This window comes from Nostoc sp. DedQUE05, from assembly GCF_034530955.1.
Lineage (GTDB): Bacteria > Cyanobacteriota > Cyanobacteriia > Cyanobacteriales > Nostocaceae > Nostoc.
In genome coordinates, this window is the sequence record NZ_JAVRCB010000077.1 from 1 (window position 1) to 24,872 (window position 24,872).

Here is a 24,872-nt window from a genome sequence, read left to right on the forward strand (position 1 = left end):
ATTCAGTTTTACCCTGTTGACAAGATTCTATTTTTCTTAACTTGACACCAATGACAAGATGTCCACCCCACAAGAAAAATTGTATGTTTTTTTATTTGGAAGTACCTCAACACGACTTTCAAGAACCTCAAAACGACTTTGAAGTACTTTAACCGAGCAGTATTGGTTCTGACCCTAAAATAGAAAAAAGATAACCTGGAATTTTCCTGAGCCTCCACGATAGATAAAAAAGATTACTATAGTGCGAAGTGAAGGATCTCCACTATCGGCAATTAAGACAAAAACTAGGTAAAGCCGATGAATCAGGCGACTAGAAATGTCCTGTGCATGACGGGTATAAAAAAAAGTTTTTCCGGCGTGCCAGCGCTCTGGGGTGTGGATTTTGAACTGAAGGCAGGCGAGATTCATGCACTGGTTGGAGAGAATGGCGCTGGCAAATCGACGCTGATCAAGATTATGACGGGGGCTTACCGACGGGATTCGGGTGTTATAGAGTACGACCAGAAAACCGTGGCATTTCAGAACCCAACCGAAGCGCAAGCGGCAGGCATTGTAGCTGTCTACCAAGAGATCCAGCTGGTGGATTTGAGAACTGTTGCTGAGAATATTTTTCTGGGCAGGGAGCCGCATCGCTTCGGCATCATTGATAGACGGGTGATGAATATTAAGGCCGCCGATATCCTGGAGCGCCTGGGGTTGTATATCGACCCGCACTCAGTGGTTGGTTCGCTGAATATTGCCCATCGCCAGATGGTAGCGATCGCCCGCGCTATATCCTTTGGGGCGCGGGTGCTGATCCTTGATGAACCCACGAGTTCGCTGACGGAAACTGAAGTTTCTGTGCTTTTTGATGTCATGCGGCGGCTAAAGTCGCAAGGGACATCTATCGTCTACGTCAGCCACCGTTTTGAAGAACTTTATGCCGTGTGCGATCGCGTGACGGTACTACGTGATGGGCGCAATATCGTGACGCGATCGCTCTCTTTGCTGACTCGTCTGGAACTCGTTTGTTTTATGCTAGGTCGTAAACCCGAAGAGGTGAGCAAAGGAGTCACGGCGTTTGCAGGACACTCGCAAAACACGCTAAATCGGCCAGTGCTACTCCAAGCGGAAGCTCTCAAATATAAAAAACGGCTCAATGGTGTTTCCATTGAAATGCGGCATGGCGAAATCGTCGGGATTGCGGGTTTACTCGGCTCTGGTCGTAGTGAAACGGTGCGTGCCCTATTCGGGGCTGAACCACTTGAAGGTGGAACTGTAAAACTCGAAGGTAGTCTTTTATCTCTGCGCGATCCTCATGATGCGATCGATGCTGGAATCGCTTTCCTTTCCGAGGATCGCAAGGCAGACGGCATCATCCCTGAGCTTTCGGTGCGCGAAAACCTCACGCTTGCTGCCCTGCCGAACCTGACGCGATGGGGCATCGTTTCCAGAAAACAACAGAACAAGCTTGTAGAGCGTTTCATGCAGCGTCTTGATATCAAAGCCGCCAGCGCCGAGCAGAAGATCCACGAACTATCGGGCGGTAATCAGCAGAAGGTGCTTCTGGCACGATGGCTGTGCAAGAATACAAAACTTCTTCTCCTCGATGAGCCAACTCGTGGTATTGATGTTGGTGCAAAGCGAGAGATCCAGCAGCTGATTGCCGAACTAGCACAGCAAGGGCTGGGAGTTCTGATGATTTCCTCGGAAGTGGAAGAGTTAGTTGAAGGCTCGCAACGTGTCGTCGTCCTGCGTGACGGTCAGTCAATTGCGGAACTCAGTGGCGAACAAAAGAACATCAAGGCAATTCTGCACGCAATGGCAGAAGGTGCAGATCGTCAGGAAGCCGTCGGTGGACAATCTCAAACAGAGCAAAACCCAAATGAAGAGCAAGAAGCCTAATCTGGGTTGGGGAACCCTGTGGAATCCAAACTTCGGTGCATTTGCGGCACTCTTAATTCTCTATGTTGCGAACGCCATCTTTACACCGCGTTTTGCAACAATTAGCAACACATTGAATATGTTGCTGCAAGTATCCACAACAATGTTGGTTGCCGTTGGTATGACCTTTGTCATTGCCTCCCGTGGCATCGACCTGACGGTTGGCTCTACTATGGCATTGGTTTCAGTCATTGTCGCATTGCTGATTAAGTATGGGATGACTGTTGCCATCTTGTTCGCTTTCAGCGCTGCTCTATTGGTTGGTTCGATCAATGGCTTTCTGATCTCACGTCTGAAACTTGATGCCTTGATCGTCACCTTGGCGGCTCTGATCTTATGGCGTGGGATTGCTCAGGTTATCGGGGACGGTAAGCTCGTTCCTTTCGTCAATCCGACATTTGAAGCGCTGGGAAAGGGCTATCTCGGTTCTATACCAATTCAAGTTGTCATTGCGGCAGTAGCGATCGCGGCAGCTTTCTTCTGTATCCGCTCTACACTTTTGGGCCGTCATATCGTCGCAGTTGGCGGCAATGAGGAGGCTGCACGGCTTGCGGGTATCCGTGCGGAGCGCGTGAAATATATAGTCTATATAATTAGCGCCCTGCTTGCTGGTGTTGCCGGACTTGTGGAGACAGCGAGGCTGGGCATGGGCGATCCGAGTAAGGTCGGTGTCAACGCAGAATTTGATGCGATCGCCGCCGTTGTTGTTGGCGGTACGCCCTTCTCCGGTGGACGGGCAAATATCCTCGGCACTGTTGTCGGAGCCTTGCTCATGCAGGTGATTTCCACAAGTTTCAATATGCTGCTGATTCCCTTTACCTGGTCATTAGTTTTGAAATCCGTAATCATTCTTTTCGCCATTTTTTTGCAGCGTCCGAGGGAGGTTTAACGCGTTATGGCTGCTACAAAGTCTTTTGCGCTTACGGGTTTGCGGCGTTTTGCCAAGCTCCTCACCTCCCAGGGTGTGCTACTCATACTCCTTAGTTTGGCTGTTTTCGCATCCTTTCGTTATGAAACGTTCCTGACACCTGTTAATCTGATGAACATCATGCGACAGAATAGTATGGTGGCGATCGTGGCGCTAGGCATGACTGTCGTCATCTTGAGTGGAGGAATCGATCTGTCTGTGGGTTCCCTCGTTGCTCTAGGCGGTGTTGTTACAGCAATGCTTGCCGGACAAGGAAGCTTCGTAGCGATCGCCGCCGGCATTGCTAGTACCACGTTGCTGGGTGTAGTCAATGGTCTTCTTGTATCGCGTGCGCGGCTTCAGCCGTTCGTTGTTACCTTATTCACTGCCAGCGCTGCACGCGGTCTGGCGTTGAGCATCACCGAGGAAAAGTCCATTGCAGTATCATCGACAGCATCGGGATTTATTTGGCTGGGTAGGGGATTCATTGGTTGGGTTCCTGTACCTGTGCTGATAGTTGCACTCTTATATTTTGCAGCTTGGTTTATGCTGCACAGAAGCCGATTAGGTTTGCACATATTCGCTATTGGCAACAACGAGGAAGCTTCTCGGCTCATGGGCGTGAACCCAAACCGAGTGAAGCTGGCAGTCTACACATTTAGCGGGTTGCTTTCAGGGCTTGCTGGTATTATTCTCGCAGGCCGTCTAGGGGCGGGTCAGCCTGTCGCTGCCTTTGGCTGGGAGACGGATGCGATCGCCGCCACCGTTATGGGAGGAACGTTTCTCGCAGGGGGTCAAGGGAGCGTGTTTCCGACACTAATCGGTGTACTTTTACTAGGAATGATGTACAACCTTTTAAATCTTGAGGGAACCATTACTCCTTGGTGGCAGCTCGTACTTCGTGGGGCCTTCTTACTTTTGGTCGTGCTTTTTCAGCAGCGTATTGTGCAGAAAGGCTAAGTTTATTGAAACGGAAGTTGTAGTTGTTCAGAGTTTCTGACTTTGTTCAACGTTATAGCAAGGGACTGGGGACTGGGGACTGGGGGCTGGGGATGGTGGGGCCCCTGAAGGGGATAAGGGGTAATGGCGACTGGGTGAAAAGCCTTTTTGTGTGTGTCTAAGTTTTATCGTCTGTTGATGTCCTAACCACCTTGACTGAATGGCACGCTTGTAAAGCTGAAAGCTCGTCTGGGCAGGGTGTTGGGGGTAGGGTGTTGGGTGTAGGGAAAAATCAAGAAAAGTAAATATGAGTGGAAATACAAATAAATTTCTGACTTACTACACTCACTCAGCCACACCCAAAAGCCTTATATATAATGGGTTTGCCGTTAACAAGCGTGCCATTCCCACCTTGACTGTTGCTATAAATACATTCCCAAGCCTCCAGGCTGGGAACAAGACGACACAAGCCTTTAGGCTTTACAAGCGTGCCATTCGGTTATTGACTTTAAGCGATCGCTTTACTCATGCTCGATTTTACTAAAAACTATCATTAACTTTTAACTGCTGGCAGATGCTTTTTTTCAACTTTCTTACTCTGCATACTCAGCTTTTTCCGCCATGTCTCCATATAAATGTAAAACACTGGAGTCAAATACAAGGTCAATATCTGAGAGAACACCAATCCACCAACGATCGCAATCCCCAAAGGACGACGCGCTTCTGAACCTACTCCTGTCCCCAGAGCAATGGGAAGTGTGCCAATTAAAGCTGCCATCGTCGTCATCATAATCGGACGGAAGCGAATCAAGCAAGCGGTATAAATGGCATCAAAGGAATTTTTTCCTTCTTTTCGTTGCGCTTCAATGGCAAAATCCACCAGCATAATCCCGTTTTTCTTGACGATACCCACTAACAGAATGATGCCGATGAAAGAATAAAGATTTAAATCAACCTGGAAAATCAACAGCGTCAATAATGCGCCAAAACCCGCCGAAGGCAGACCGGAAAGAATGGTGATTGGGTGAATGAAATCCTCATAGAGGATACCGAGAATCAGATAGATGACTACAATAGACACCAACAACAGCACGCCTAAATCATTGAAGGACTGTTGAAAAGTCTGGGCTGAACCCTGAAAGCTGGGGGTAATTGTTGAGGGTAATAGCTCACTGGCTGCTTGCTTGATAGCATCTGTAGCCTGACTTAGAGACGTTCCTGGGAGGGTGTCAAAAGAGATAGTTGCAGAGGGGAGTTGAGCAACGTGAGTAACAGTGAGCGGGCCGACACTCTGGGTAATATTAGCGATCGCACTTAAGGGAACAAGTTTCCCAGTACTCGATTGCACATAGAGCATCGATAGGGCGCTAGGATCTCGTTGAAATTCCGGTTTTACTTCTAAGATTACATAAAATTGGTCATTTGGGGTATAGATAGTTGACACCTGGCTAGAACCATAAGCGGCGCTGAGGGTTTGTTCAACTTGTTGAGCGGTAATGCCAAGGGTTGCAGCTTTGTTGTGGTCAAATTTGACTTGGATTTGAGGAGTGCTGAGTTGTAAATCACTGTCAACGTTCTGAAGTCCTGGTAGGGTTTTGACTTTATCTACAAGTTTAGGAACGTATTGGCGCAGGTCTTGTAAATTTAAACTCTGCAATGTGAACTGATAAGTAGAATTGGTTTGTTGTCCGCCGATGGGAATAGCTGGCGGAGAACGGAGGAATGTCTTAACCCCAACTACACGTCTCAACTTGGGGGTTAACTCTTGAATGATTTGGTCAGCACTCAGTTGACGTTGAGAACGTGGCTTGAGCCGAATCGTAATTCGCCCGGAGTTCACCGAGGCATTCGGCCCACTTGCACCCACAATTGAGTCAACGGCTTCAATGTTAGGGTCTTGACGAATGATATCAACAACCTTTTGTTGGTGACGGCGCATATCATCAAAAGAAATATCTTGCGCTCCTTTGGTGTTGGCCGTCAGTTGTCCGGTGTCTTCGGTTGGAATAAATCCTTTGGGAACGATGACGAACAAATAGACGGTCATTACCAGCAGAATGCCAGAACCAATCAGTGTCATCAGGCGGTATTTTAAGACAGGTTTGAGCGTCCAATCATATCCCCGCAGCAGTAAATCAAATGCCCGTTCTGAGACTCGATACAGCAGATTTGGTCTTTGCTGATGTGAACGCAGAAAACGACTACACAACATGGGGGTGAGACTGAGGGAAACAAAACCCGAAACCAAAATTGCCACAGCGATCGTCACGGCAAATTCATGAAATAATTTACCGATTATTCCACTCATGAACATAATCGGGATGAACACCGCCACTAGGGAAAGGGTCATTGACAAAATTGTGAAGCTGATTTCCCTCGATCCCTTCAATGCCGCGTTTAGCGGAGATTCGCCCATTTCTCGATAACGGACAATATTTTCTAACACAACGATCGCATCATCCACGACAAAGCCCACAGAGAGGGTCAACGCCATGAGTGAAAGGTTGTCTAGGGAGAAACCCGACAAATACATTACAGCAAAAGTGCCAATAATTGCTACAGGTAACGCCAAACTGGGAATTAGGGTAGCTGTTAGATCGCGTAAGAATAAGAAAATAACTAAGACAACTAGACAAACCGAGAGAACCAAGGTAAATTTCACATCATTGACTGAGGCTCGAATGGTTTGAGAGCGATCGTACATAATCCCCATCTCAATGGATTTGGGAACTTGTTCGCGGAGTGTAGGTAAAAGTTCTTGGATAGCATCAACAATTTTTACCGTGTTGGCTCCCGGCTGCGGCTGTACGGCGAGAACAACGGAATGGCGATTTGTTACTTTGCGATCGCTATACAAATTCGAGACTTTGACGTTTTGTTCGCTATCAATTACCTGCCCCAAATCCTGGAGCCGCACGGGCGCACCATTCTTATAAGTTACAATCAACTGGCGATAGCTAGCAGCATCGGTGAGTTGACCGTTCGCCTGAATCGTATAACTTTTGTAAGTATCCGAGAGACTGCCTGTAGGTAAGTTGACATTTCCCTGTTGAATTGCAGTTTTTACCTGATTTAGACCAATTCCCCGCGATGCTAACTCTCGCGGGTCAAGCTGGACGCGGACTGCATATTGCTGTTGACCAAAAACCTGTACCTGAGCAACACCATCAATCATCGAAATTGGTTGACCAACTGTTACCTCTGCGTATTCATCTACTGTCGAGATTGGCTGTGTCTCCGAATACATATAGAGGAAGAGAATTGGTGAGACAGATGGGTTAACTTTGCGGTATGTGGGGGGGTGAGGCATTCCGGCGGGTAGTTGTCCTGCGGCGGCTGAGATGGCTGCTTGTACATCTTTGGCGGCATCTTCCACTCTGCGGCTAAAGTCAAATTGTAGGGAAATGTTGGTGCTGCCTGTGGAACTGGTGGAATTGAATGAATTGAGTCCGGCAATTTCGGTAAACTGTCTTTCGAGGGGTGCGGCGACCGAAGATGCCATTGTTTCCGGGGTAGCACCAGGGAGACTAGCGGAGACAGATATAAAAGGATATTCAACGTTGGGTAGGGCGCTGATGGGTAACAGTAGATAACTCATGAGACCGAAAATGAGGATACCCATCATTACCAAGGTGGTCATGACTGGACGACGAATGAAGAGTTCTGAAAGGTTCATGAGTTTTGTTCTCCCAGAAATGTAAGGATTATGTGTAATTTAATTGCTTAGTTTGTATTGTTTTGAGTTTATATTTCATAAGGGCAAATATAAGACAATCCCCTTCCACTCAGACTGATCGCTGTAATTAATCAGCAGCAGCAATTCATCAATTGCTTGTCTAATAAGGATGAATAAAGGCTACGGTGTACACACAAGTCTTTTAATCTGCACCTTTGTTGCATCGACCTGCACCTTTGTTGTATCGACCTGCACCTTTGTTGCATTGACCTGCAACTTTGTTGTATCAACCTGCAACTTTGTTGCATCGACCTGCACCTTTGTTGCATCGACCTGCACCTTTGTTGCATCAACCTGCACCTTTGTTGCATCGACCTGCAAAAATTAACCGACCCTACTTCACGCAGCAACTTTAAAACACTTCTGTGCTTCTTGCTTCTGTTAGGGTGTTAGGGGGTTAGGTCTATTTGCATACCTGTACCTCACCGGATTGAAGATGGCTATATTGCTTGTTGAACATCACGATCGCTCCCCTGTAAATGAGAACACCCGCCGAAACTTAACTTGATTAAGCTTCTTCCGCCACGATTCCATATATATATAGAACACGGGCGTTAAATACAGAGTCAATATCTGAGAAAACACCAGTCCGCCCACAACTGCAATCCCTAGAGGACGGCGGGATTCCGAACCAGCCCCAAACCCGATCGCTATGGGTAAGGTTCCCATTAATGCTGCCATCGTCGTCATCATAATTGGACGGAAGCGCACCAAACAGGCTTGATAAATCGCCTCAGACGGCTTTTTCAATTCTTCTCGCTGGGCTTCAATTGCAAAATCCACCATCATGATCCCGTTTTTCTTGACGATGCCCACTAAGAGAATTATGCCGATGAAGGAATAAACATTGAGTTCGACATGAAATATTATCAGCGTTAACAATGCCCCAAAACCTGCTGATGGCAAACCGGAAAGAATCGTAATTGGGTGAATGAAATCCTCATAGAGAATACCCAGGATGAGATAAATTACTAGGATGGCGATCGCTAACAATAAACCCAAACTCGGCAGTGAACTTTGAAATACCTGGCTTGCGCCCTGAAAGCTGGTGCTAATACTTTTAGGAATCACCTGATTAATCAGTTCTTCAATTTTTTGGTTGGCATTTCCCAAGGACGCACCTGGGGCGAGGTTAAAGGAAATGGTGGCGGCGTTCATTCTACCGTTATGATTGACCATTAACGGGCTGACTCCCTGAGATAGTTTGGCGAATGTCTTTAAAGGAACTGCTACTCCTGTGCTGGAGTTAATGTATAAGGTCAACAGAGCATTGATATCTTGCTGATATTGCGGTGCTAATTCTAAAATCACCTGATACTCATTGGTTGCTGCATAGATGGTTGATACTTGATAGGAACCGTAGGCACTTCTGAGGGTATTTTCGATTTGCTCGGCGGTAATCCCATAAGTTGAGGCTTTATCGCGGTCAATGTCAATTTGAATCTGGGAAGCAAATTGTAAATCGCTGTTGACATCCTGAAGTTCTGGCAAGTTCTTCATCTTGAGAACAAGTTGAGGAACATATTCCTGCAAGGGTTTGACATCAGAACTCTGAAGTGCAACCTGATAAAGTCCTGTGCTTTGTTGAGCGCCAATAGGAATCGCTGGCGGATTTTGTAAGAATACTTGGATGCCTGGAACAGTGGCGAGTTTGGTTCGCAAATTTTGTACGATTTCGTCGGCTCCTAGTTGGCGCTGCGATCGCGGTTTTAACCGAATAAACAAACTCCCGGAATTGGCTGCAACTGCTGCTCCACTGCCATTAGCACTCGCTCCTGCTCCAATATTGGAGTTGACTGCATCTACATTCGGATCTTGGCGAATCAGGTTAGCAACTGTCTGCTGATGCTGGACAAGATTATCAAAGGATGCATCCTCGGCTGCTTGGGTAATGCCTGTAATTTGTCCGGTATCTTCGCTAGGAATAAAACCCTTGGGAACTATCACCAACAGTCCAACTGTCACCGCCAATAGAAAGGCAGATAAAATCATCGTGGTGCGGTGATATTTTAAGACTTTTTTCAGACTCCAATCGTACAAACCGAGGAAGCGATCGAATACATATTCGGAAGCTTGATATAATCGGCTTTGATTAGCATGATTTACAGGACGTAGAAAACGGCTGCACAACATGGGAGTCAAAGTCAAAGACACAAAACCAGAAACGAGAATTGCAACTGCGATCGTTACAGCAAATTCATGAAATAATCGTCCTAGCACTTCACTCATGAACAACATGGGGATGAAGACTGCAACTAAGGAAAGGGTCATCGACAGAATTGTGAAACCAATTTCTCTCGACCCATTCAACGCCGCTTCTAAGGGACGTTCCCCCATTTCCATGTGGCGGACGATATTTTCTAGCATGACGATCGCATCATCCACGACGAAACCCACCGAAAGGGTCAACGCCATCAGCGATAGGTTATCTAATGAGTAGTGCAGCAAATACATCACTGCAAAAGTACCAATCAGCGAAACGGGTAATGCCAAACTGGGAATCACCGTCGCCGAGAGGTTCCGTAAAAAGATGAAAATTACTAAGATAACTAGAGCGATCGTCAGAATCAACGTAAATCTGACATCATCTACTGAATCTCGAATTGATTGAGACGCATCATAGAGAATCCCAATTTCCACGGATGCCGGAATCTGCGATCGCAAATCCGGGAGCAATTTCTTAATCGTGTCTACGACCTGCACCGTATTGGTTCCGGGCTGTCTTTGAATGGTGAGAATAATGGCGCGAGTATTATTGTACCAGCTTGCCACATTGTCATTTTCTACACTGTCAACAATCCTACCCAGTTGATTGAGATAGATGGGCATTCCATCTTTATAAGAGACAATCAACTGACGATAAGCAGCCGCATCCTCAAGTTGTCCGTTAGTTTGAACTGTAAAATTCTTGTGATTTCCTGAAAGACTGCCGGTAGGCAAATTAACGTTACCTTGTTGAATCGCCGTCGCCACCTGATCTAGCCCAATTTGCCGCGCTGCCAATTGCTGCGGATCGAGTTGAATTCGAGCTGCATACTTTTGAGAACCGTAGACGGCTACCTGTGCTACCCCATTGATTGTAGATAGCTTTTGTGCCAAATAAGTCTCGGCATAATTGTCTACCTGGGAAAGCGGCAGAGTGGGAGAATCGAGGTAAAGGTAGAGAATTGGTTGATCGGCAGGGTTAACTTTGCTGTAGGTGGGAGGATTGGGTAAATCGTCAGCAATTTGCCCCGATGCTCCCGATATCGCCGCTTGCACATCCTGCGCCGCATCATCAATATTCCGACTCAGGTTAAATTGCAGGGTAATTTGAGTCTGTCCCAGAGTGCTAGTTGAGTTGAGCGAATCGAGTCCAGCAATACTAGAAAATTGCTTTTCTAGAGGACGGGCAACCGATGCTGCTATTGTTTCCGGGCTGGCTCCCGGTCGGGAAGCACTTACTTGAATTGTGGGATAATCTACACTTGGTAAATCGCTGATCGGCAGCAACCGATAACTCATGAAACCGAAGATTAAAATCGCCGCCATCACCAGAGTTGTCATGATCGGGCGGCGGATAAATGGTTCTGAGAGGTTCATGATTCACCTCCGCCTGAGCTACGGGAATGATGTCTTCTTGGCTGATTTGAGTCATCACCGCCTTGGGAATTGCCGGCTGTTTTAACGCGAACTTTGCTCCCGGAAACGAGATTCGCTTGACCATCGGTAACAATTTTATCGCCTGGTTGCGGCCCTTTCTGAATTACATCTAGCCCCTGAATGGTGCTGCTAACTGTAACTGGGACATTTTCCACCGTCATGTCTGGCTTAACTACAAAGACAAATTGCCCATCGGGGCCATTCTGCACGGCTTGGGAAGGAACAACCGTTGCATTTGGTTGTTCAGTCAGCGTTAAAGTTGCGTTGACAAATTGACCGGGAAATAAGTGTCCCTGAGTGTTGTCAAAGTCGCCAATTAGTTGAATTGTCCCCGTAGTGTTATCAACTGTGTTGTTGACAAACGTCAAAGCACCTGGTATTGCATGAGATGGATTATCGGGGAACGTCACATCTACCTTCAGCTTGCCATTCTGCATATACTTTTGTACTTGGGGCAGATTTGTTTCGGGGATGGAAAAAGCAACTTGAATTGGGCGAATTTGGGTGATGGTAACAAGTGGAGTGGTGCTGTTGGCTTGTACCACATTCCCCTGAGTCACCAGAATATTGCCAGCGCGACCATCAATTGGCGCATAAATTTTGGCGTAAGATAATTGCACTTTGGTATTTTCTAATGCTCCTTGGTCGGAAACGACAACAGCTTGAGCATTAGCGATCGCAGCTCGATCGCCTTGGACAACTGCTTGAGCATTAGTCAGCGCCACGCGATCGCTTTTCAAAACTGCCTCAGCATTAGCGATCGCTTCTCGATCTGCTTGTAGGGTTGCTGTAGCCGATTTGCTATTGGAAACGTATTGCTGTGCTTGATCTAAACTAATCGCGCCCTTTTTATACAACGCACCATAGCGATCGCTCTGTCCCTGAGCAAATTCTGCTTGCGCTCGATCCTTGGCTAAATTCGCTTGGGCTTGTCGCACTAAAGCTTGGTCTTTGACTAAAGTGGCTCTCGCTTGGTCTATCTGACCCAAATCTCTAGTTAACGCATCTCTGGCTTGTTGTACCGAGGCTTGGTCTTTTGCTACAACACCTTGAGCTTGCTGAATTGCAGCAGCTTGCGATCGGTCATCTAGGGTAAACAAAAGTTGTCCCTTTTTCACATCTTGACCTTTCTTGAAATAAACGCCAACAATCCGTCCGCTAGCTTGGGGTGTAATCGATACTGTAGACCCCGCTTGCACATTACCGATCGCCTGCAATTGTATCGGAACCGTTTTTTGTGTCACCATTGCCACAGTTACAGGTGTAACTTGTTGCTTATTACGCCCAGATTTTTCACTTTTGTCTGACTTGGCTGCACCTGCATAGATGCTAAAAAAACCTAGTCCAGCCAGTAATAGCACGCCCAAAATTATCAAAGTAATCTTTTTCTTTTTTGGCGATCGCGGTAGCTCTGGTTGTATACTGTTCTCAGTCAAATCGTTAGAAATTTCATGGTTCATCAGAACCTCCAATGCATTTTAATTAATATTAAAAACCGTGAAATCCTTTACTACCTCAACTGCCGCCGATGCCAATTTCATTTGAGGCGGCACATCTAAATAATTCGTTTTTTCCGGTTTGCTCGATGTGCCTTGTCAAATCATGATGATTTTGTTTATTATAAATCAAACAAATCTATTTTTAAATACGTCTTAAGTAATCATATTTAAAACATTTCATTATTTTAATGGATAATTTTTCACTTGCGTTTACTTATTATTTCTTAGCTGCCGATATAGAAGGTGGAGAGCTTGTTTTTCTATTTGTCTGACTCGTTCCCGACTAATACCCATGCGCTGACCAATCTGTTCTAGAGAAAGTTCATTTCCATCTATTAAACCAAAGTGTAAGTTTAATATTTCTTGTTGTTGTCTAGATAAACTTGACAATAAGTCTTCAAGTTCCTGATTGAGAGATTGCTCAGTAGTATAACCATTTTGAGAATATCTATAATCTTCGATTAAATCTTCTAACTTAACATCTTTTTCTGAACCAACTTGAAGATCGAGAGAGATAGTTTGACGAGCCAAAGTTAGATATTGTCGAATCTGATTAGGCTCCAAAGCAAGTGCATGAGCAATTTCCGTAGTGGTAGGAACGCGACCAAGTTTTTGAGATAACTCTCGCTGAACGCGCTTAATTTTGTTTAACTTATCATTAATGTGAATCGGTAATCTAATTGCGCGTCCTTGTTGAGCGATCGCTCTGGTAATTCCTTGACGAATCCACCAGTAAACGTAGGTTGAAAATCTGTATCCTAAAGCCGGATTGAATTTCTCAATCCCTCTTTCCAAACCCAAAGTACCTTCTTGAATTAAGTCCATCAGTTCTAAGTTCCGTCTCTGATATTGCTTGGCAATTGACACCACGAGCCGGAGATTAGACGCCATCATTTTCTGCTTGGCTTTTTTCCCTTGATTTAGCTTTTGAAGTAATTCCTGTTCGCTTAACTGCATCCGAGCAGCCCATTCTGACAGTGTGGGAGTACGATTTAATTCAACAGTCAGTTTTTCGGATTCAGCAAGTATTTTTATCATTTGCTGAACTTGTTGGGCAAAAAAAACTTCTTGCTCTTGGGTTAACAGAGGTATCCGTCCAATTTCTTGAAGATAAGCACGTACCGTATCAGTTGTAAATTGAGATGCTTTGCTTGTGTTAGTAGCTTTAGTATCTGGGAATGATGTTAAGTTACTCATTTTAAGTTAGCCTCTGCCGATTAATTGGGGTATTTTTTATTGGGGAAAAAGTGTAAATAATGACTTGATGAACCATAGAGGTTTTTATAAAAAAACCAGGTATCAAGTACTAATTCCAAAAGAGCAATCAATACCCAAATTGCTAATGAAACAATTACAGGTAGGCTGAGATCGGGAAATTTCCTTTGCAAATCGATAATGCCAAATAGCAGCAAAAATACAAGCGAAACTCCTAGAAGAAATGACAGCTTGACAATTGCAAGAATGAACCGACTCATTTCTAGGATGCGATTGTAAAGCCGGGAAAATCTCTCTAGAATTTCTTCCATGTTATTGATGACAAGTAAAATTTGTTGTTGGTGCAGATGGGTAGCTAAGGAGCATTGTTGCTGCACTTGCGTCAATTCATGTTCATTCTTGAAATCATCTAAAAGCTTGTCCCAAGGTAAGACCTGAGAGCTAGTTGACCAAATTGGGAAATCCTTTAAATGTAAGGGAACTAAATAGTTAATCAGAGCGATCAGAGTTTGATCGAAATTACTGAGTTCGGGGGGAAGAGACTGAGTTAGACGAATCAGTTGGTCAATCTGAATCTGAAGTGTATAGTAATCCTCATATCTTCTTTGAGCGATCAACTGACTAGTAAAGGTGAGAAAAACAATTAACACTCCCAATAAAGCAGCTAGAGACTGGGAAACAGCAGAAAAGAATTCAATTGCTACCTGTTTAGGTACTGTCAGCCAAGGGGCGTTTTCCCGCATAGCAAAAACCAAGGTGGCAACAAATACAAACCCAACGATCGCTAGCTGATGGTGGGTAACAATAGCTATGATTGTCCGCACTAAAGGAGTGTTGCTGAGTTGAACCAGGATTTGCAAACCTGGGACTGGTTCGCAAATTTGAAGTCGTTGGGCTTTGCGAGTTGACATGATAAAAAGATACAGTTCCTAGCTTGTTAAAGTAAGGCAGGAGGCAGATAGCGCAGCGTTAGCGAGTCTGCAAGTAGGTAGGTGGTCACTTCGACTACGCTCAGTGACCACTTACCATGCCGGCTTCATTTCCCACGCTGCAAACTCACATGATTAGCCCCAGACTGAATCAATTTGCTCAGGTCAGCAACAGCGCTAGCATACTGAGGATCGGCTAATGTCCCCAAGGTTCGGTTTTGCACTAAGGCTTTCTGTTGTGCCTCGGTTAATGCCACGTTAATATCTGGGGCAATGCCGACATGATTGATATCTCGACCTTTCGGTGTGTAGTATTTAGCGATCGTTAGTTTCAGCCCCGAACCATCCTCTAGTGGCTCTACAGCTTGAACTAAACCTTTACCGAAGGTGCGAGTTCCTACTAAGGTGGCGCGATTGTCGTCTTGTAGCGCTCCCGATAGAATTTCGCTGGCGCTAGCAGATCCTTTATCAACCAGTATCACTAAGGGTTTGTCGGTGAGAGGATGTCCCGATGCATCGTAGCTTTCTTTCACTTGGTCTCGATTTACCAAAGACACGATCGCTCCTTGCTTCAACCACATACTAGCAATTTGCAAACTCGCATCCAGCAGTCCACCTGGATCGGAACGCAAATCTAAAACGTAGCCTTGTACCTGTTGTTTTTCTAATGCTTGAATTGCCCGATGCATCTCTACGGGAGCAGTTTGCGTAAACTCTGGCAAACGGATGTAACCAATCTTACCTGCTGCTGTTGTTTGCGTGTTATAAGTTACAGGATGGATAGCAATATTGGCGCGGGTAAGTTTGAAAGTTTGCGATTGATTGCCCCGTTGAATCATGAGTACTACCTTGGTTCCCACTGGCCCGAGAATCCGCTTAACGGCATCGTCAATTTTCATCCCCTGAGTTTTTTGACCGTTAATTTGGACAATTACATCGTCCGGCAAAATACCCGCTTTAAATGCAGGGGTTCCTTGAATTGGGGCAACAACAGTTAAAGCTTTAGTTTTTTCATTCTGTGCCAGTTCCAGCCCTACGCCACTGAGGTTGCCAGAAATATCGTTATTTAGGGCTTTAAATTCTTGCGGGTCGAAAAATTCGGTGTAGCGATCGCCTAATTTCGCCACCATTTCTTCAATTGCTCCATAAGCCTCTTTCTTAGAACTATAGGAACGGCTAATATACTGCTGACGAATTGCTTGCCAATCTTGATGATTAAAGCTGACATCAACATAGTTTTTATCTAAGATTTGCCACACCTCATCCACCAGTTTTTGAGAGCTAGGTTGTGGTTTACCTAGAGCTTTGGAAGTGTAGAGACTAGTTCCTACAAAGATTGTGGCTATAACAGCCAGTTCTATCTTGACGAGCAATTTTTGTTTAAACATACTTTATTTTTTGAAGAATAATACAGAATTCAGAATTTAATCCATAAAGGACTGAAACTCATATAGCAATCCGATTTGATTTCTGAATTAATCGTAGGGACTAGGGACTGGGGACTGGGAAGAAGGAATAAAGGTGTACTAAGTTTTTTTCACGCAATCAAATATGAGTCTTATAGTCGCAGATAATTCCTTCTAAATTCTCAAAGATTACTCCTGAATTCTGTTTTGATAAAACTGTACAAAACGGTAGAGAATAACGATTGATTTGGAAAGTATAAAACCATTCTGCAATCACTCTTACGAGTGACAAATGACAAATACTTCGACTACGCTCAGTACAAGTGACCAATGACCAATGACCAATGACCAATGACAAATTACGAATTATCTTGAGATTTTCCTTTACGGTGGGGATAGGCAGTCTTAAAAATATCCTGAATTTTAGTCTTTTGTTCAGCAGTAAGATTCAGGCTAAACACTGCTTTACGCATCTTTTCGCCTTTTTGTAATTTCGTTGACAATTCCTTTACCTGATCTGGGGTCAGAACGGCCTCAACTTGCTTGCGAATTTCTTCGCGTTTGTGAGCGCGTTCTGGCGTATTCGCTGCCGCAGAGTTTGTCGTAGAAGTATCAGATACCTTTGTGCCAGAATCATTCCCTTGAGACACATCTGGAGATTTAGAACTGGTGCAACCTGTCATTCCTCCAATGAGGATAGTTGCAAGTAGCAGGGTTGGTAAAATTATCTGTTTTTTAATCATTTATTTCTCTGATTTTTGTTGTGTGTAATAGAACTGTTCTGACTCAATTTCCGTTTATGACTGTTTAGAAGATGTTTGAAAAGTTGCTGATTTACTTACACCAGCTAATCTTAAAAGTTGGCACGAGTTTGCACATGAGCTAGAATTCCTAACTTGACCAGTAAAAAAGTACTCAAATTATTGTGACTTTTTTCCTAATTTAGAAATAATTAATTAGTCGGAACGGCTCTATCGATAGTAGAGACAGATTCGTTATATAGAAGAATGGGTACTAGGTGCTAGGGACTGGGTACTGGGTACTGGGGAAGAAATTATGAGTAAGATTTGGTTGGGGTCTGAATTCCGATTCAAATCTTCCCAATCCCCAGTCCCTAGTCCCTAATCCCCAGTCCCCAGTTCAATATTTCCTTCTAAAATAGTGAAAATACCTATGGTTTTGTTACAAAGACCATTGAGTTGGAATTCTATGGTTAGCTTGACCTACCCATCTTTTCGTTTGTTGCTTTACCTAGAGTGGCTGTTATTAGCCACGGCAGTGTTCATGGAAGTTCTGCTGCCGTTTCAGTTGTCCTGGTCTTTGCCGCTAGGAGTTATGGCGATCGCAACTTTCAGCTTGATGGGTTTGAGACTACCAATGGTGAAGCTGGAAAGCAAATTAATTTATACAGTCCTGGAATTCGGTTTAATTTTGCTACCAGCCACTCAACATACTTTATCGACTCGCTCCGTTTTCCTGCTGTGTCTGGTATTGGTGATGCGGAGTTGTCTCATATTTAAGCGATCGGGACAGTTGGTCGTCTTAATTTTATCTCTGCTTACTTATGGAACACTACTTTTATCAAAACCGATTGTACCTGAGAATTTTCTGCCAGATAAGCTGATCCTCATGTCTTGGGATTGGCGATTAAGTAATATATTATTGTTTAGCTTAACGTTAGTATTCGCTTTATTGTTAATTAACGCTTTGCTTGCAGAGCGCCAAAGTCGAGAGCAGTTAGAAATTGCCCATCAGCAATTAGAAATCATCAATCAACAACTGTGCCAGTATGCCCTGCGGATTGAAGATCAGGCAACGTTGCAGGAACGCAACCGAATTGCCCGCGAAATTCATGATGGCTTAGGACACACTCTCGCTGCCCAAACCATTCAGATTAATAACACTCTGTTGTTTTGGCAATCAAATAATGACAAAGCATTAACATTTCTCAAACAGGCGAAAGAACTGGGGGCTGAAGCGCTGTTAGAAATTCGGCGATCGCTTTCGGTTTTGCGTTCAAATCCTTTGCAAGGGCAATCTCTCAAATCAGCGATTGAAAAACTGCTGATAGATTTTCAGCAAACCACAAGTATTGAACCATCTTGTAAAATCGATCTCCCGCACACCCTACCAACAGAAGTAAACACGGCTTTATTCCGCATTGTGCAAGAATCGCTGACAAATATTTGCAAACACGCTGAGGCAACAAGTGTCACCGTTAAACTTCTGGCTCACGCTGGGATGATTCATCTGTCAATCGAAGACAATGGAAAAGGTTTTAACCCCACTCAAAATACAACCGGGTTTGGATTACAAGGGATGCGAGAACGGTCGATTGCACTGGGCGGTCAGTTAAATCTCCACAGTCAACTAGGAACAGGTTGCTGTATTTCTGTTTCTTTACCACTCTCAAAGCTGTTGGTGTTTTAGCTTATGATTCGGATTTTATTAGTTGACGATCAGCATCTTATTCGCCAGGGACTTAAGAGTATGCTTGAGTCGAATGCAGAGATGCAGGTAATTGGTGAGGCGGAGAATGGACAACGGGCACTCGAACAGATGGCCGCATTGAAACCCGATATTGTACTAATGGATATCCGAATGCCTGTAATGGATGGAGTTGCCACCACAAAAGCGATCGCTCAACAATATCCTGAAATTAAGGTTCTCGTCCTCACCACCTTCGATGATGATGAGTATGTTTTCCAGGCGATGCGGCTGGGTGCAAAGGGCTATTTGCTCAAAGACACCGAACCAGATGAATTAATGTTGGCAATTCGATCCGTCTACAAGGGACAAACCCTACTTGGCCCGGGATTGTTTGAGAAAGCACTCACGCCGATTACCGCACCTGTCCAGTCTTTGCAAACTCCTCCAGAATTAGCGCAACTTACAGCCAGAGAATTAGATGTATTGCGGTTAATTGCTTGTGGAGCCAATAACCGAGAAATTGCCGAATCGCTGTTTCTTTCAGAAAACACTGTTAAAAATTATGTTACTAATATTCTCAGTCGCTTGAGTTTACGCGATCGCACTCAAGCCGCTTTGTTTGCCCATTCGTTGTTTAGTGGACTTAAGTAGAGTCTACTTGGGCAAGGGATATATCGTTTACTAAAAAGACAAATAGCTGAGAAACGCAACTGAGAAGGCGTTATATCATGTCAAAGCCATGACTGAAGATTAGCTGTATCTCTGACTGCGTTAGAACTTTGGCGCGTCCATGCCGATTTATTTTCATCGCTAGACTGTAGACCCTGCGATCCACAGCCTACAACGATTTGACACTTGATCGCGTGGAAACATTGTCTGTATTTGCGGATCAATTGTACTGCGACGGCAAAATGCTTGACTCTATCTACAATCGACGTTCATTTTCCGCAGTGTGCATAAATTGATTTCATTACCCCGATATAAGAAGTAGAAGCAAGGCTTATGTCCTCGCTAATACAAAACCCCGACTTTATTAAGGTGATTTATGTCTGCTGTGATAAATGCCACACAATCAAAAATTTGTCAACGCGTAAGTTCTAGAATAGAGAAAGATGTTATGAATTTTTCAAAACGTTTCTCAACACCTTTAGTATTTTTCTTTTTGACATTTAGCGCATTACCTGCTTTAGCTGATAATTGTTCAGTAGCCGATCGAGTCCCATTGCCGCCATGTGTTCAAGCAGATTATGTTGATAATGGAGCTGTTCTAACTAATCGCTGTCCTTATACAGTTACTATAAAAGTTGATATAGCTAACGGTAGCGATCAACGGGTAAATGTTCCTAGCAACGGAGGAAGAAGAGTAGTCAGTACTACAGGAAGGTTTAATTTGAAATGCTGTCCCAAATATAACAAATGTAGGGGGTAGTAGTGGGATTTTGTAAAAAAGTGGACAAAGAGACAACGGGCGACCACCGGGTGTCACCGCCAATAGTTGTAAGCTAAAAGCAGCCTCTATCAATACTTTCAGCAATTTGACCCCGTAGCACCCCCGCGTAGCACGGGTTTTTTTTTGGTGGTTGGATGCGATCGCAGGAAATAAACCAATTACGATTGGACAGGGATACAGTACGATAGCTTGGATTCCAGAAGATTCTGGAAGTTGGGCACTACCTTTGAGGCATGAGCGAATCACCAGTTGAGACAGTCCGATTGAGAAAGCAGTTGGACAACTGAAAAAAGTATGCGAGCTAATGCCTTCTAGACCGATTTCTGTTTGGGACAGTGAATATGGTTGTGCCCCGTTTATCCTGAAAACATCTGAGATTGCCACAGATAATAAGAGTACGGTTGCGTTCAAATCTGTGTTTATGGGGTGCACCACCAGCTTATAAAGGTTCGGGTCGTCCTCGAAAACATGGTGCAAAATTTAAACTAAATGAAGCCTCTACATGGGGCGAAGCAGCATCTGTCTTGGAAGTAAATGACCCGAAATTGGGACGAGTTAAAGTCAGTTCGTAGCCCCGCCTGCAAAGAGGGGCTGGGGGTGGGGTGCAGTGATTATGGAAATCATAACTAATTACCCGGACATAATATTAGACAATAAGTCTATTGCACATTGTGTATTAATGCACAACCACTGAATATAGATATTTTGACATACCCTTTCAGGGATAATTCTTGTTATACAGCAGCCTACAGGGAGAACTAAATATGACATCTCCAGAAACGGTTACATGGCTACAAAAACGCACGTCTTTAGGAATTCTCTCGCCTGAAGTATTAAATGCGATCGCTCAAGTAATTGAAGAACAAGTTGTACCCGCCGAAACTGACTTAGTTAGTGAAGGCAATTCTCCAGAAGCCCTTTATATTCTTGTAGAAGGTCAACTCGAAAGCAATACCACCAATCAAAACAACCCAGCTTTAGCTTGTGGATTTCTCCCCGGTGCAGTGATTGAACTCAAAGAATTGCTGTTGGATGAATCAACTCCATTCACAATTACGACAGTAACCGAATGTCACTTGTGGGTTGTACCTGCTGCTAAATTTCGGGAATTAGTCACTCAATACCCCGAAATTACTCAGGCTTTTTCGCGTCAATTGGCTCAAGAATTAGCTCAGGTAACATCTGCACTTGGCTATGAACAAGAACGTTCTATTGCCTTGCGTCCATATTTAGTTACCAAAGCCCAACGCGGAATTGTCGGTACAAGTCGCTATGCTGTGCGGTTGCGGGAGCAAATTCGAGAAGCAGCTGCCGATCGCAAATCAGTAGATATTTTCGGAGAACCAGGGTTAGAAAAAGACAATATAGCAGCTCTCATCCACTTTGGTTCTCCCAAACGGCGAGAACCAATTATTAAAGTAAATTGTGGTATTCTCCAAACTAGCGGTGCAGATTTATTTGGTCGTGCTGGCGGCAAACCAGGGTTGTTGGAATGGTTGGGAGAAGGTACTCTAGTTCTCAACAATATCCAAGAATTGCCCGAAGAATTATTACCTGCGGTGACGGAGCTGCTCAAAACTGGTAAATATACCCCCGTCAGTCGTTCTGGAGATTCAACACCCGAACCTCGTCCCAGTCAAGCCAGAATTCTGATTGTTTCAGAAAAAACTCAGCCGACAGTTGAACGTTTTGTTGGTCACATTATTAAAGTGCCACCGCTACGGGTGCGGAAAGCTGATATTCAGACACAGGTCGAATATTATACCAGTCTTTATACACGCTCTAGAGGGATTTCTAAACCGCACATTACCCCAGAAGCTTTGCGTCGCCTCCAGTCTTATGATTTTCCTGGCAATCTCAGGGAATTGAAAAATCTGGTAGAAAGAGCGATTGCCCAAGCTGAGGGTGCAAATGAATTAACAGAAGAAATTTTCTGGCAAGCCGAAACTAAGAAAAAACGATTTCGGGTAAATTTGTTAAATGCCTATCCTAATTTGCGGCGATTTTTACGTAGTGACTGGTGGCCCGATCGCATTAATTATGGTTTTACTGCAACGGCTTTTGCGATTATTGTGGCAATATTATTTATTGGGCCGCAAACCCGCGATCGCAATTTCGTCTTAAATCTATTTTGGGCTTGGTGGTGGCCTTTCTTCTTGTTTCTCTTTCCCTTTTTGGGTCGTATTTGGTGTTCTGTTTGTCCCTTCATGATTTATGGAGAAATCACCCAAAAGCTCTCTTTATGGCTGTGGCCTCGAAAACTCAAGCGCTGGCCGAGAGAACAAGCTGAAAAATGGGGCGGATGGTTCCTCTTTGGTTTATTTACCCTAATTTTCTTATGGGAAGAACTCTGGCATTTAGAAAATACAGCTTACCTCAGCGCTTGTTTGCTGCTATTAATTACTGCTGGGGCGATGATTTTCTCGGCTATTTTTGAGCGGCGGTTTTGGTGTCGCTATCTCTGTCCCATCGGCGGGATGAATGGTTTATTTGCCAAACTCTCAATGACGGAACTCCGGGCACAGCAAGGGATATGTTCTGCCAGTTGCACCACTTATCAGTGTTATAAAGGCGGGCCGCAAAAGGGCGAAGGTATGGAAACGAATGGATGTCCTTTATACTCACATCCAGCCCAATTAGAAGATAACCGAGATTGCGTACTGTGCATGACTTGCCTGAAAGCTTGTCCCCATCGTTCTGTTGAGTTCAACTTGCGTCCCCCTGGAATTGAATTGTGGACAACTCATGTACCCCGTACTTATGAAGTAGCATTATTGTTATTGCTGTTGGGTGGTATATATTTACATCGCTTGCCAGAATTGCAATCTTGGTTAGGCTTACAACTGGATTTAACTGATTTTTGGCAGCACTTGGGATTATCGCTGCTAGTGTTAATTATTCCAGCAGCTTTTACCTTTGGCGCTTATAGCTTGTTCCAACTGTTCAACGCTAACCGTAAGCCTCGAAAATTTGTAGAGCTTGCATATAGCTATCTCCCATTAGTTTTAGGAGGAAACTTAGCTCACTATCTGCGTTTGGGCTTGGGCGAAGGCGGACGGATTTTACCCGTAACCTTTGCGACACTTGGTTTGAGTGGCGAACAATTGCCAATATTAGTTGCTCACCCTGCTGTGATTGCCTTTTTGCAAGGTGCAACGATAATTTTCTCCGTGTTAATGACTATGGTATTAACACAAAAAATTGCCAAGCAACCAGTGCGATCGCTCATACTGCAACACCTAGCAGCGATCGCTTTGGGAGTTAGTATGTGGGCAATTATCGTCTTTTGAGCTTTACATCTTCCACCAGGCGGTTTTTAATCGCCTGGGCTAGGTGGAAAATGTGAGTTAAGAACATTCTTCCCTACGAACGTGATAGAAAATACTTATAGGATTTATGATTTTTGACTCATAGTGTAAGGATTACAGATAATGCACGTTATAAAAAGAGCGATCAAACCTGCAACTTATATATCATTCCTCCACATCTACCAAACGACTTGGGGGACTGCTGGTGATATTTGTTTAATCCGTGAATCTGTAGCTAATGATAGTACAGCGAAGTTTATCGGGCACAAAATCCAATTAGTAGTTCCAAAAGGGCTAGAGCGCGATCGCATTGCCAACTGTCCAATAATTAAAGTTGCGGGTAATGTCGGCGACGGACATCCCAAAGAACACCCATTGGAATGGGAAGCTTATGAAGGTGTAAGTGAAGAAATAGCTTTAGCGGCTCTCAAACCTTGGGGCTTCAAGTTAATTGAACTCTAATGTATCAAACCAGGCTTCTAAATCCGCTTGAGCCTGAAAATCCAACAATGCTTCACCGAGATTTTCTAATTGTTCTAAAGAGAGAGTTTCAATCCGGTCTAGCACCTCTTGGGGTAATTCTCCCACCCGTCGAGTAAGTTGACGGAGAATGAGCAATTGCCCTTCTGCCTTTCGTCCTCTTAGTTCTCCTCGTTGTTCGCCGCGTTGTTCGCCGCGTTGTTCGCCTTCAGCGAGAATTTCTTGATAAATTACTGACTCGCGCATCATACCCTCCCGAAATAATTGTCGAATCAAGTCTTGATTGTATTTTAACCCCGCTAAGATTTGGGTATACGCGGAAATTTCTGGTCGTTGTCTTGGCTCAAGTTGATTAACTTTACCCACAACTTGTTATAACAAAATTTGAGGTTGCGTAGTTGCGGCCAGTGGTGCTAACGGTAACAAAGCAGGATCGTTGAGGAATGGTTCGGGATTTTCTTCCCATAAGCGAATCACGCGATATTCATGACGGGTAGTTTCGACACAGAAGACAGTTTCAATTACTGTTTCTGGTGCAGGAGGAAGCAATAATACGACAACTTGCGTTATCGGTAGACGATACAAACGATACAAGCGTACCCAATAATCTAGCATCCGCAGGGGTAGGGGTGGCGTAGATTCTAGTTTGGTTTGAAATTCTAGGTGGAGAATGCGTCCTTCTAATTGTAAAAAAGTGACATAATCAGCGCGAATTGGTTCGATACTCAATTCGGTTTTGAGTACTGTGACGGAAGTTTGCGGTGTTCCTAATACCCAGCTGGCAAAGATAGCAGGATGTTTTTCCGACAGGAGTTTGCAGAGGTTATCAAAAGACATTAGCGATCGCTAACAATCAAACGAGGTATTGTTATTATCTCGTGCAGTGGTTTGAGTAGGCGATGTCTATGATGGTCGTTGCATATTTGCGGCATGATTTTACTATTTTTGTGGGATGGGCATCTTGCCATTGGTGTCAAGTTAAGGCAGATGCCCAAATGTCAAGTGACA

17 protein-coding genes and 1 pseudogene are annotated in these 24,872 nt (G+C 44.5%); 8 read left to right on the plus strand and 10 right to left on the minus strand.

Annotated features, from left to right (window positions below):
- Positions 1-297: 297 nt before the first annotated feature.
- The 4 genes from RMZ42_RS33510 (at position 298) to RMZ42_RS33525 (ending at position 4,313) form a co-directional block, all read left to right on the plus strand.
- Complete coding sequence (locus RMZ42_RS33510; protein ID WP_322675483.1) at positions 298-1,884, plus strand: sugar ABC transporter ATP-binding protein; 1,587 nt, start codon at positions 298-300, stop codon at positions 1,882-1,884.
- Complete coding sequence (locus RMZ42_RS33515) at positions 1,865-2,812, plus strand: ABC transporter permease (RefSeq protein WP_322675484.1); 948 nt, start codon at positions 1,865-1,867, stop codon at positions 2,810-2,812. Before RMZ42_RS33510 ends, RMZ42_RS33515 begins: the two co-directional genes overlap by 20 nt.
- 159 nt (positions 2,813-2,971) lie before the next feature.
- On the plus strand, positions 2,972-3,790 hold the full coding sequence (locus RMZ42_RS33520) for an ABC transporter permease (RefSeq protein ID WP_322675485.1): 819 nt from the start codon (positions 2,972-2,974) through the stop codon (positions 3,788-3,790).
- 286 nt (positions 3,791-4,076) lie between these two features.
- Positions 4,077-4,313: a hypothetical protein gene (locus tag RMZ42_RS33525; protein ID WP_322675486.1), complete on the plus strand. Its 237-nt coding sequence runs from the start codon at positions 4,077-4,079 to the stop codon at positions 4,311-4,313.
- A 9-nt stretch (positions 4,314-4,322) separates the two neighbouring features.
- Here the strand turns inward: RMZ42_RS33525 and RMZ42_RS33530 are convergent, their stop codons facing one another.
- From RMZ42_RS33530 to RMZ42_RS33565, 8 genes are all read right to left on the minus strand, one after another.
- Entirely contained in the window at positions 4,323-7,445 is a 3,123-nt protein-coding gene (locus RMZ42_RS33530) for an efflux RND transporter permease subunit (protein WP_322675487.1), read from the minus strand.
- Between the two features lie 180 nt (positions 7,446-7,625).
- Positions 7,626-7,826, minus strand: a complete 201-nt coding sequence (locus tag RMZ42_RS33535; protein ID WP_322675488.1) for a hypothetical protein — start codon at positions 7,824-7,826, stop codon at positions 7,626-7,628.
- A 138-nt stretch (positions 7,827-7,964) separates the two neighbouring features.
- Positions 7,965-11,087: an efflux RND transporter permease subunit gene (locus RMZ42_RS33540; RefSeq protein WP_322675489.1), complete on the minus strand. Its 3,123-nt coding sequence runs from the start codon at positions 11,085-11,087 to the stop codon at positions 7,965-7,967.
- Positions 11,084-12,607: an efflux RND transporter periplasmic adaptor subunit gene (locus RMZ42_RS33545; RefSeq protein ID WP_322675490.1), complete on the minus strand. Its 1,524-nt coding sequence runs from the start codon at positions 12,605-12,607 to the stop codon at positions 11,084-11,086. Before RMZ42_RS33545 ends, RMZ42_RS33540 begins: the two co-directional genes overlap by 4 nt.
- Before the next feature lie 249 nt (positions 12,608-12,856).
- Entirely contained in the window at positions 12,857-13,843 is a 987-nt protein-coding gene (locus RMZ42_RS33550; protein ID WP_322675491.1) for an RNA polymerase sigma factor, RpoD/SigA family, read from the minus strand.
- Positions 13,844-13,863: 20 nt separating this feature from the next.
- Positions 13,864-14,772, minus strand: coding sequence for a hypothetical protein (locus tag RMZ42_RS33555; protein ID WP_322675492.1), 909 nt, complete (start codon positions 14,770-14,772; stop codon positions 13,864-13,866).
- 125 nt (positions 14,773-14,897) lie between these two features.
- Positions 14,898-16,178 (minus strand): S41 family peptidase, encoded by a 1,281-nt coding sequence (locus RMZ42_RS33560; protein WP_322675493.1) that lies wholly within the window; start codon positions 16,176-16,178, stop codon positions 14,898-14,900.
- 377 nt (positions 16,179-16,555) lie between these two features.
- Entirely contained in the window at positions 16,556-16,939 is a 384-nt protein-coding gene (locus RMZ42_RS33565; protein ID WP_322675494.1) for a hypothetical protein, read from the minus strand.
- 466 nt (positions 16,940-17,405) lie between these two features.
- Here RMZ42_RS33565 and RMZ42_RS33570 point away from each other — a divergent pair, with 466 nt between their 5' ends.
- A complete protein-coding gene (locus RMZ42_RS33570) occupies positions 17,406-18,626 on the plus strand; it encodes a sensor histidine kinase (protein WP_322675495.1) in 1,221 nt (406 codons plus the stop codon).
- A gap of 3 nt (positions 18,627-18,629) precedes the next feature.
- Positions 18,630-19,277 carry a response regulator transcription factor gene (locus RMZ42_RS33575; RefSeq protein ID WP_322675496.1) on the plus strand — a complete coding sequence of 216 codons (648 nt, stop codon included), beginning with the start codon at positions 18,630-18,632 and terminating at the stop codon, positions 19,275-19,277.
- 616 nt (positions 19,278-19,893) lie between these two features.
- On the opposite strand, the gene RMZ42_RS33580 is transcribed toward RMZ42_RS33575, so the two are convergent.
- Positions 19,894-20,487, minus strand: a complete 594-nt coding sequence (locus RMZ42_RS33580; RefSeq protein ID WP_322675497.1) for a hypothetical protein — start codon at positions 20,485-20,487, stop codon at positions 19,894-19,896.
- 353 nt (positions 20,488-20,840) lie between these two features.
- Here RMZ42_RS33580 and RMZ42_RS33585 point away from each other — a divergent pair, with 353 nt between their 5' ends.
- Together RMZ42_RS33585 and RMZ42_RS33590 are read left to right on the plus strand one after the other, a co-directional pair.
- Complete coding sequence (locus RMZ42_RS33585) at positions 20,841-23,366, plus strand: cyclic nucleotide-binding domain-containing protein (protein ID WP_322675498.1); 2,526 nt, start codon at positions 20,841-20,843, stop codon at positions 23,364-23,366.
- Between the two features lie 141 nt (positions 23,367-23,507).
- Positions 23,508-23,846 carry a hypothetical protein gene (locus RMZ42_RS33590; protein ID WP_322675499.1) on the plus strand — a complete coding sequence of 113 codons (339 nt, stop codon included), beginning with the start codon at positions 23,508-23,510 and terminating at the stop codon, positions 23,844-23,846.
- Here RMZ42_RS33590 and RMZ42_RS33595 read toward each other — a convergent pair.
- A pseudogene (locus tag RMZ42_RS33595) lies at positions 23,832-24,701 on the minus strand (Rpn family recombination-promoting nuclease/putative transposase). The gene RMZ42_RS33590 and the pseudogene RMZ42_RS33595 sit on opposite strands and share 15 nt — an antisense overlap.
- Positions 24,702-24,872: the final 171 nt, after the last annotated feature.

Bases quoted from the DNA above. Each gene is read 5' to 3' on its own strand.
- RMZ42_RS33530 (WP_322675487.1), bottom strand. From the start codon at position 7,445: ATGAACCTTTCAGAACTCTTCATTCGTCGTCCAGTCATGACCACCTTG.
- RMZ42_RS33555 (WP_322675492.1), bottom strand. From the start codon at position 14,772: ATGTCAACTCGCAAAGCCCAACGACTTCAAATTTGCGAACCAGTCCCA.
- RMZ42_RS33540 (WP_322675489.1), bottom strand. From the start codon at position 11,087: ATGAACCTCTCAGAACCATTTATCCGCCGCCCGATCATGACAACTCTG.
- RMZ42_RS33575 (WP_322675496.1), top strand. From the start codon at position 18,630: ATGATTCGGATTTTATTAGTTGACGATCAGCATCTTATTCGCCAGGGA.
- RMZ42_RS33520 (WP_322675485.1), top strand. From the start codon at position 2,972: ATGCGACAGAATAGTATGGTGGCGATCGTGGCGCTAGGCATGACTGTC.
- RMZ42_RS33565 (WP_322675494.1), bottom strand. From the start codon at position 16,939: ATGATTAAAAAACAGATAATTTTACCAACCCTGCTACTTGCAACTATC.
- RMZ42_RS33590 (WP_322675499.1), top strand. From the start codon at position 23,508: ATGCACGTTATAAAAAGAGCGATCAAACCTGCAACTTATATATCATTC.
- RMZ42_RS33550 (WP_322675491.1), bottom strand. From the start codon at position 13,843: ATGAGTAACTTAACATCATTCCCAGATACTAAAGCTACTAACACAAGC.
- RMZ42_RS33560 (WP_322675493.1), bottom strand. From the start codon at position 16,178: ATGTTTAAACAAAAATTGCTCGTCAAGATAGAACTGGCTGTTATAGCC.
- RMZ42_RS33545 (WP_322675490.1), bottom strand. From the start codon at position 12,607: ATGAACCATGAAATTTCTAACGATTTGACTGAGAACAGTATACAACCA.
- RMZ42_RS33585 (WP_322675498.1), top strand. From the start codon at position 20,841: ATGACATCTCCAGAAACGGTTACATGGCTACAAAAACGCACGTCTTTA.
- RMZ42_RS33570 (WP_322675495.1), top strand. From the start codon at position 17,406: ATGGTTAGCTTGACCTACCCATCTTTTCGTTTGTTGCTTTACCTAGAG.
- RMZ42_RS33510 (WP_322675483.1), top strand. From the start codon at position 298: ATGAATCAGGCGACTAGAAATGTCCTGTGCATGACGGGTATAAAAAAA.
- RMZ42_RS33515 (WP_322675484.1), top strand. From the start codon at position 1,865: ATGAAGAGCAAGAAGCCTAATCTGGGTTGGGGAACCCTGTGGAATCCA.
- RMZ42_RS33525 (WP_322675486.1), top strand. From the start codon at position 4,077: ATGAGTGGAAATACAAATAAATTTCTGACTTACTACACTCACTCAGCC.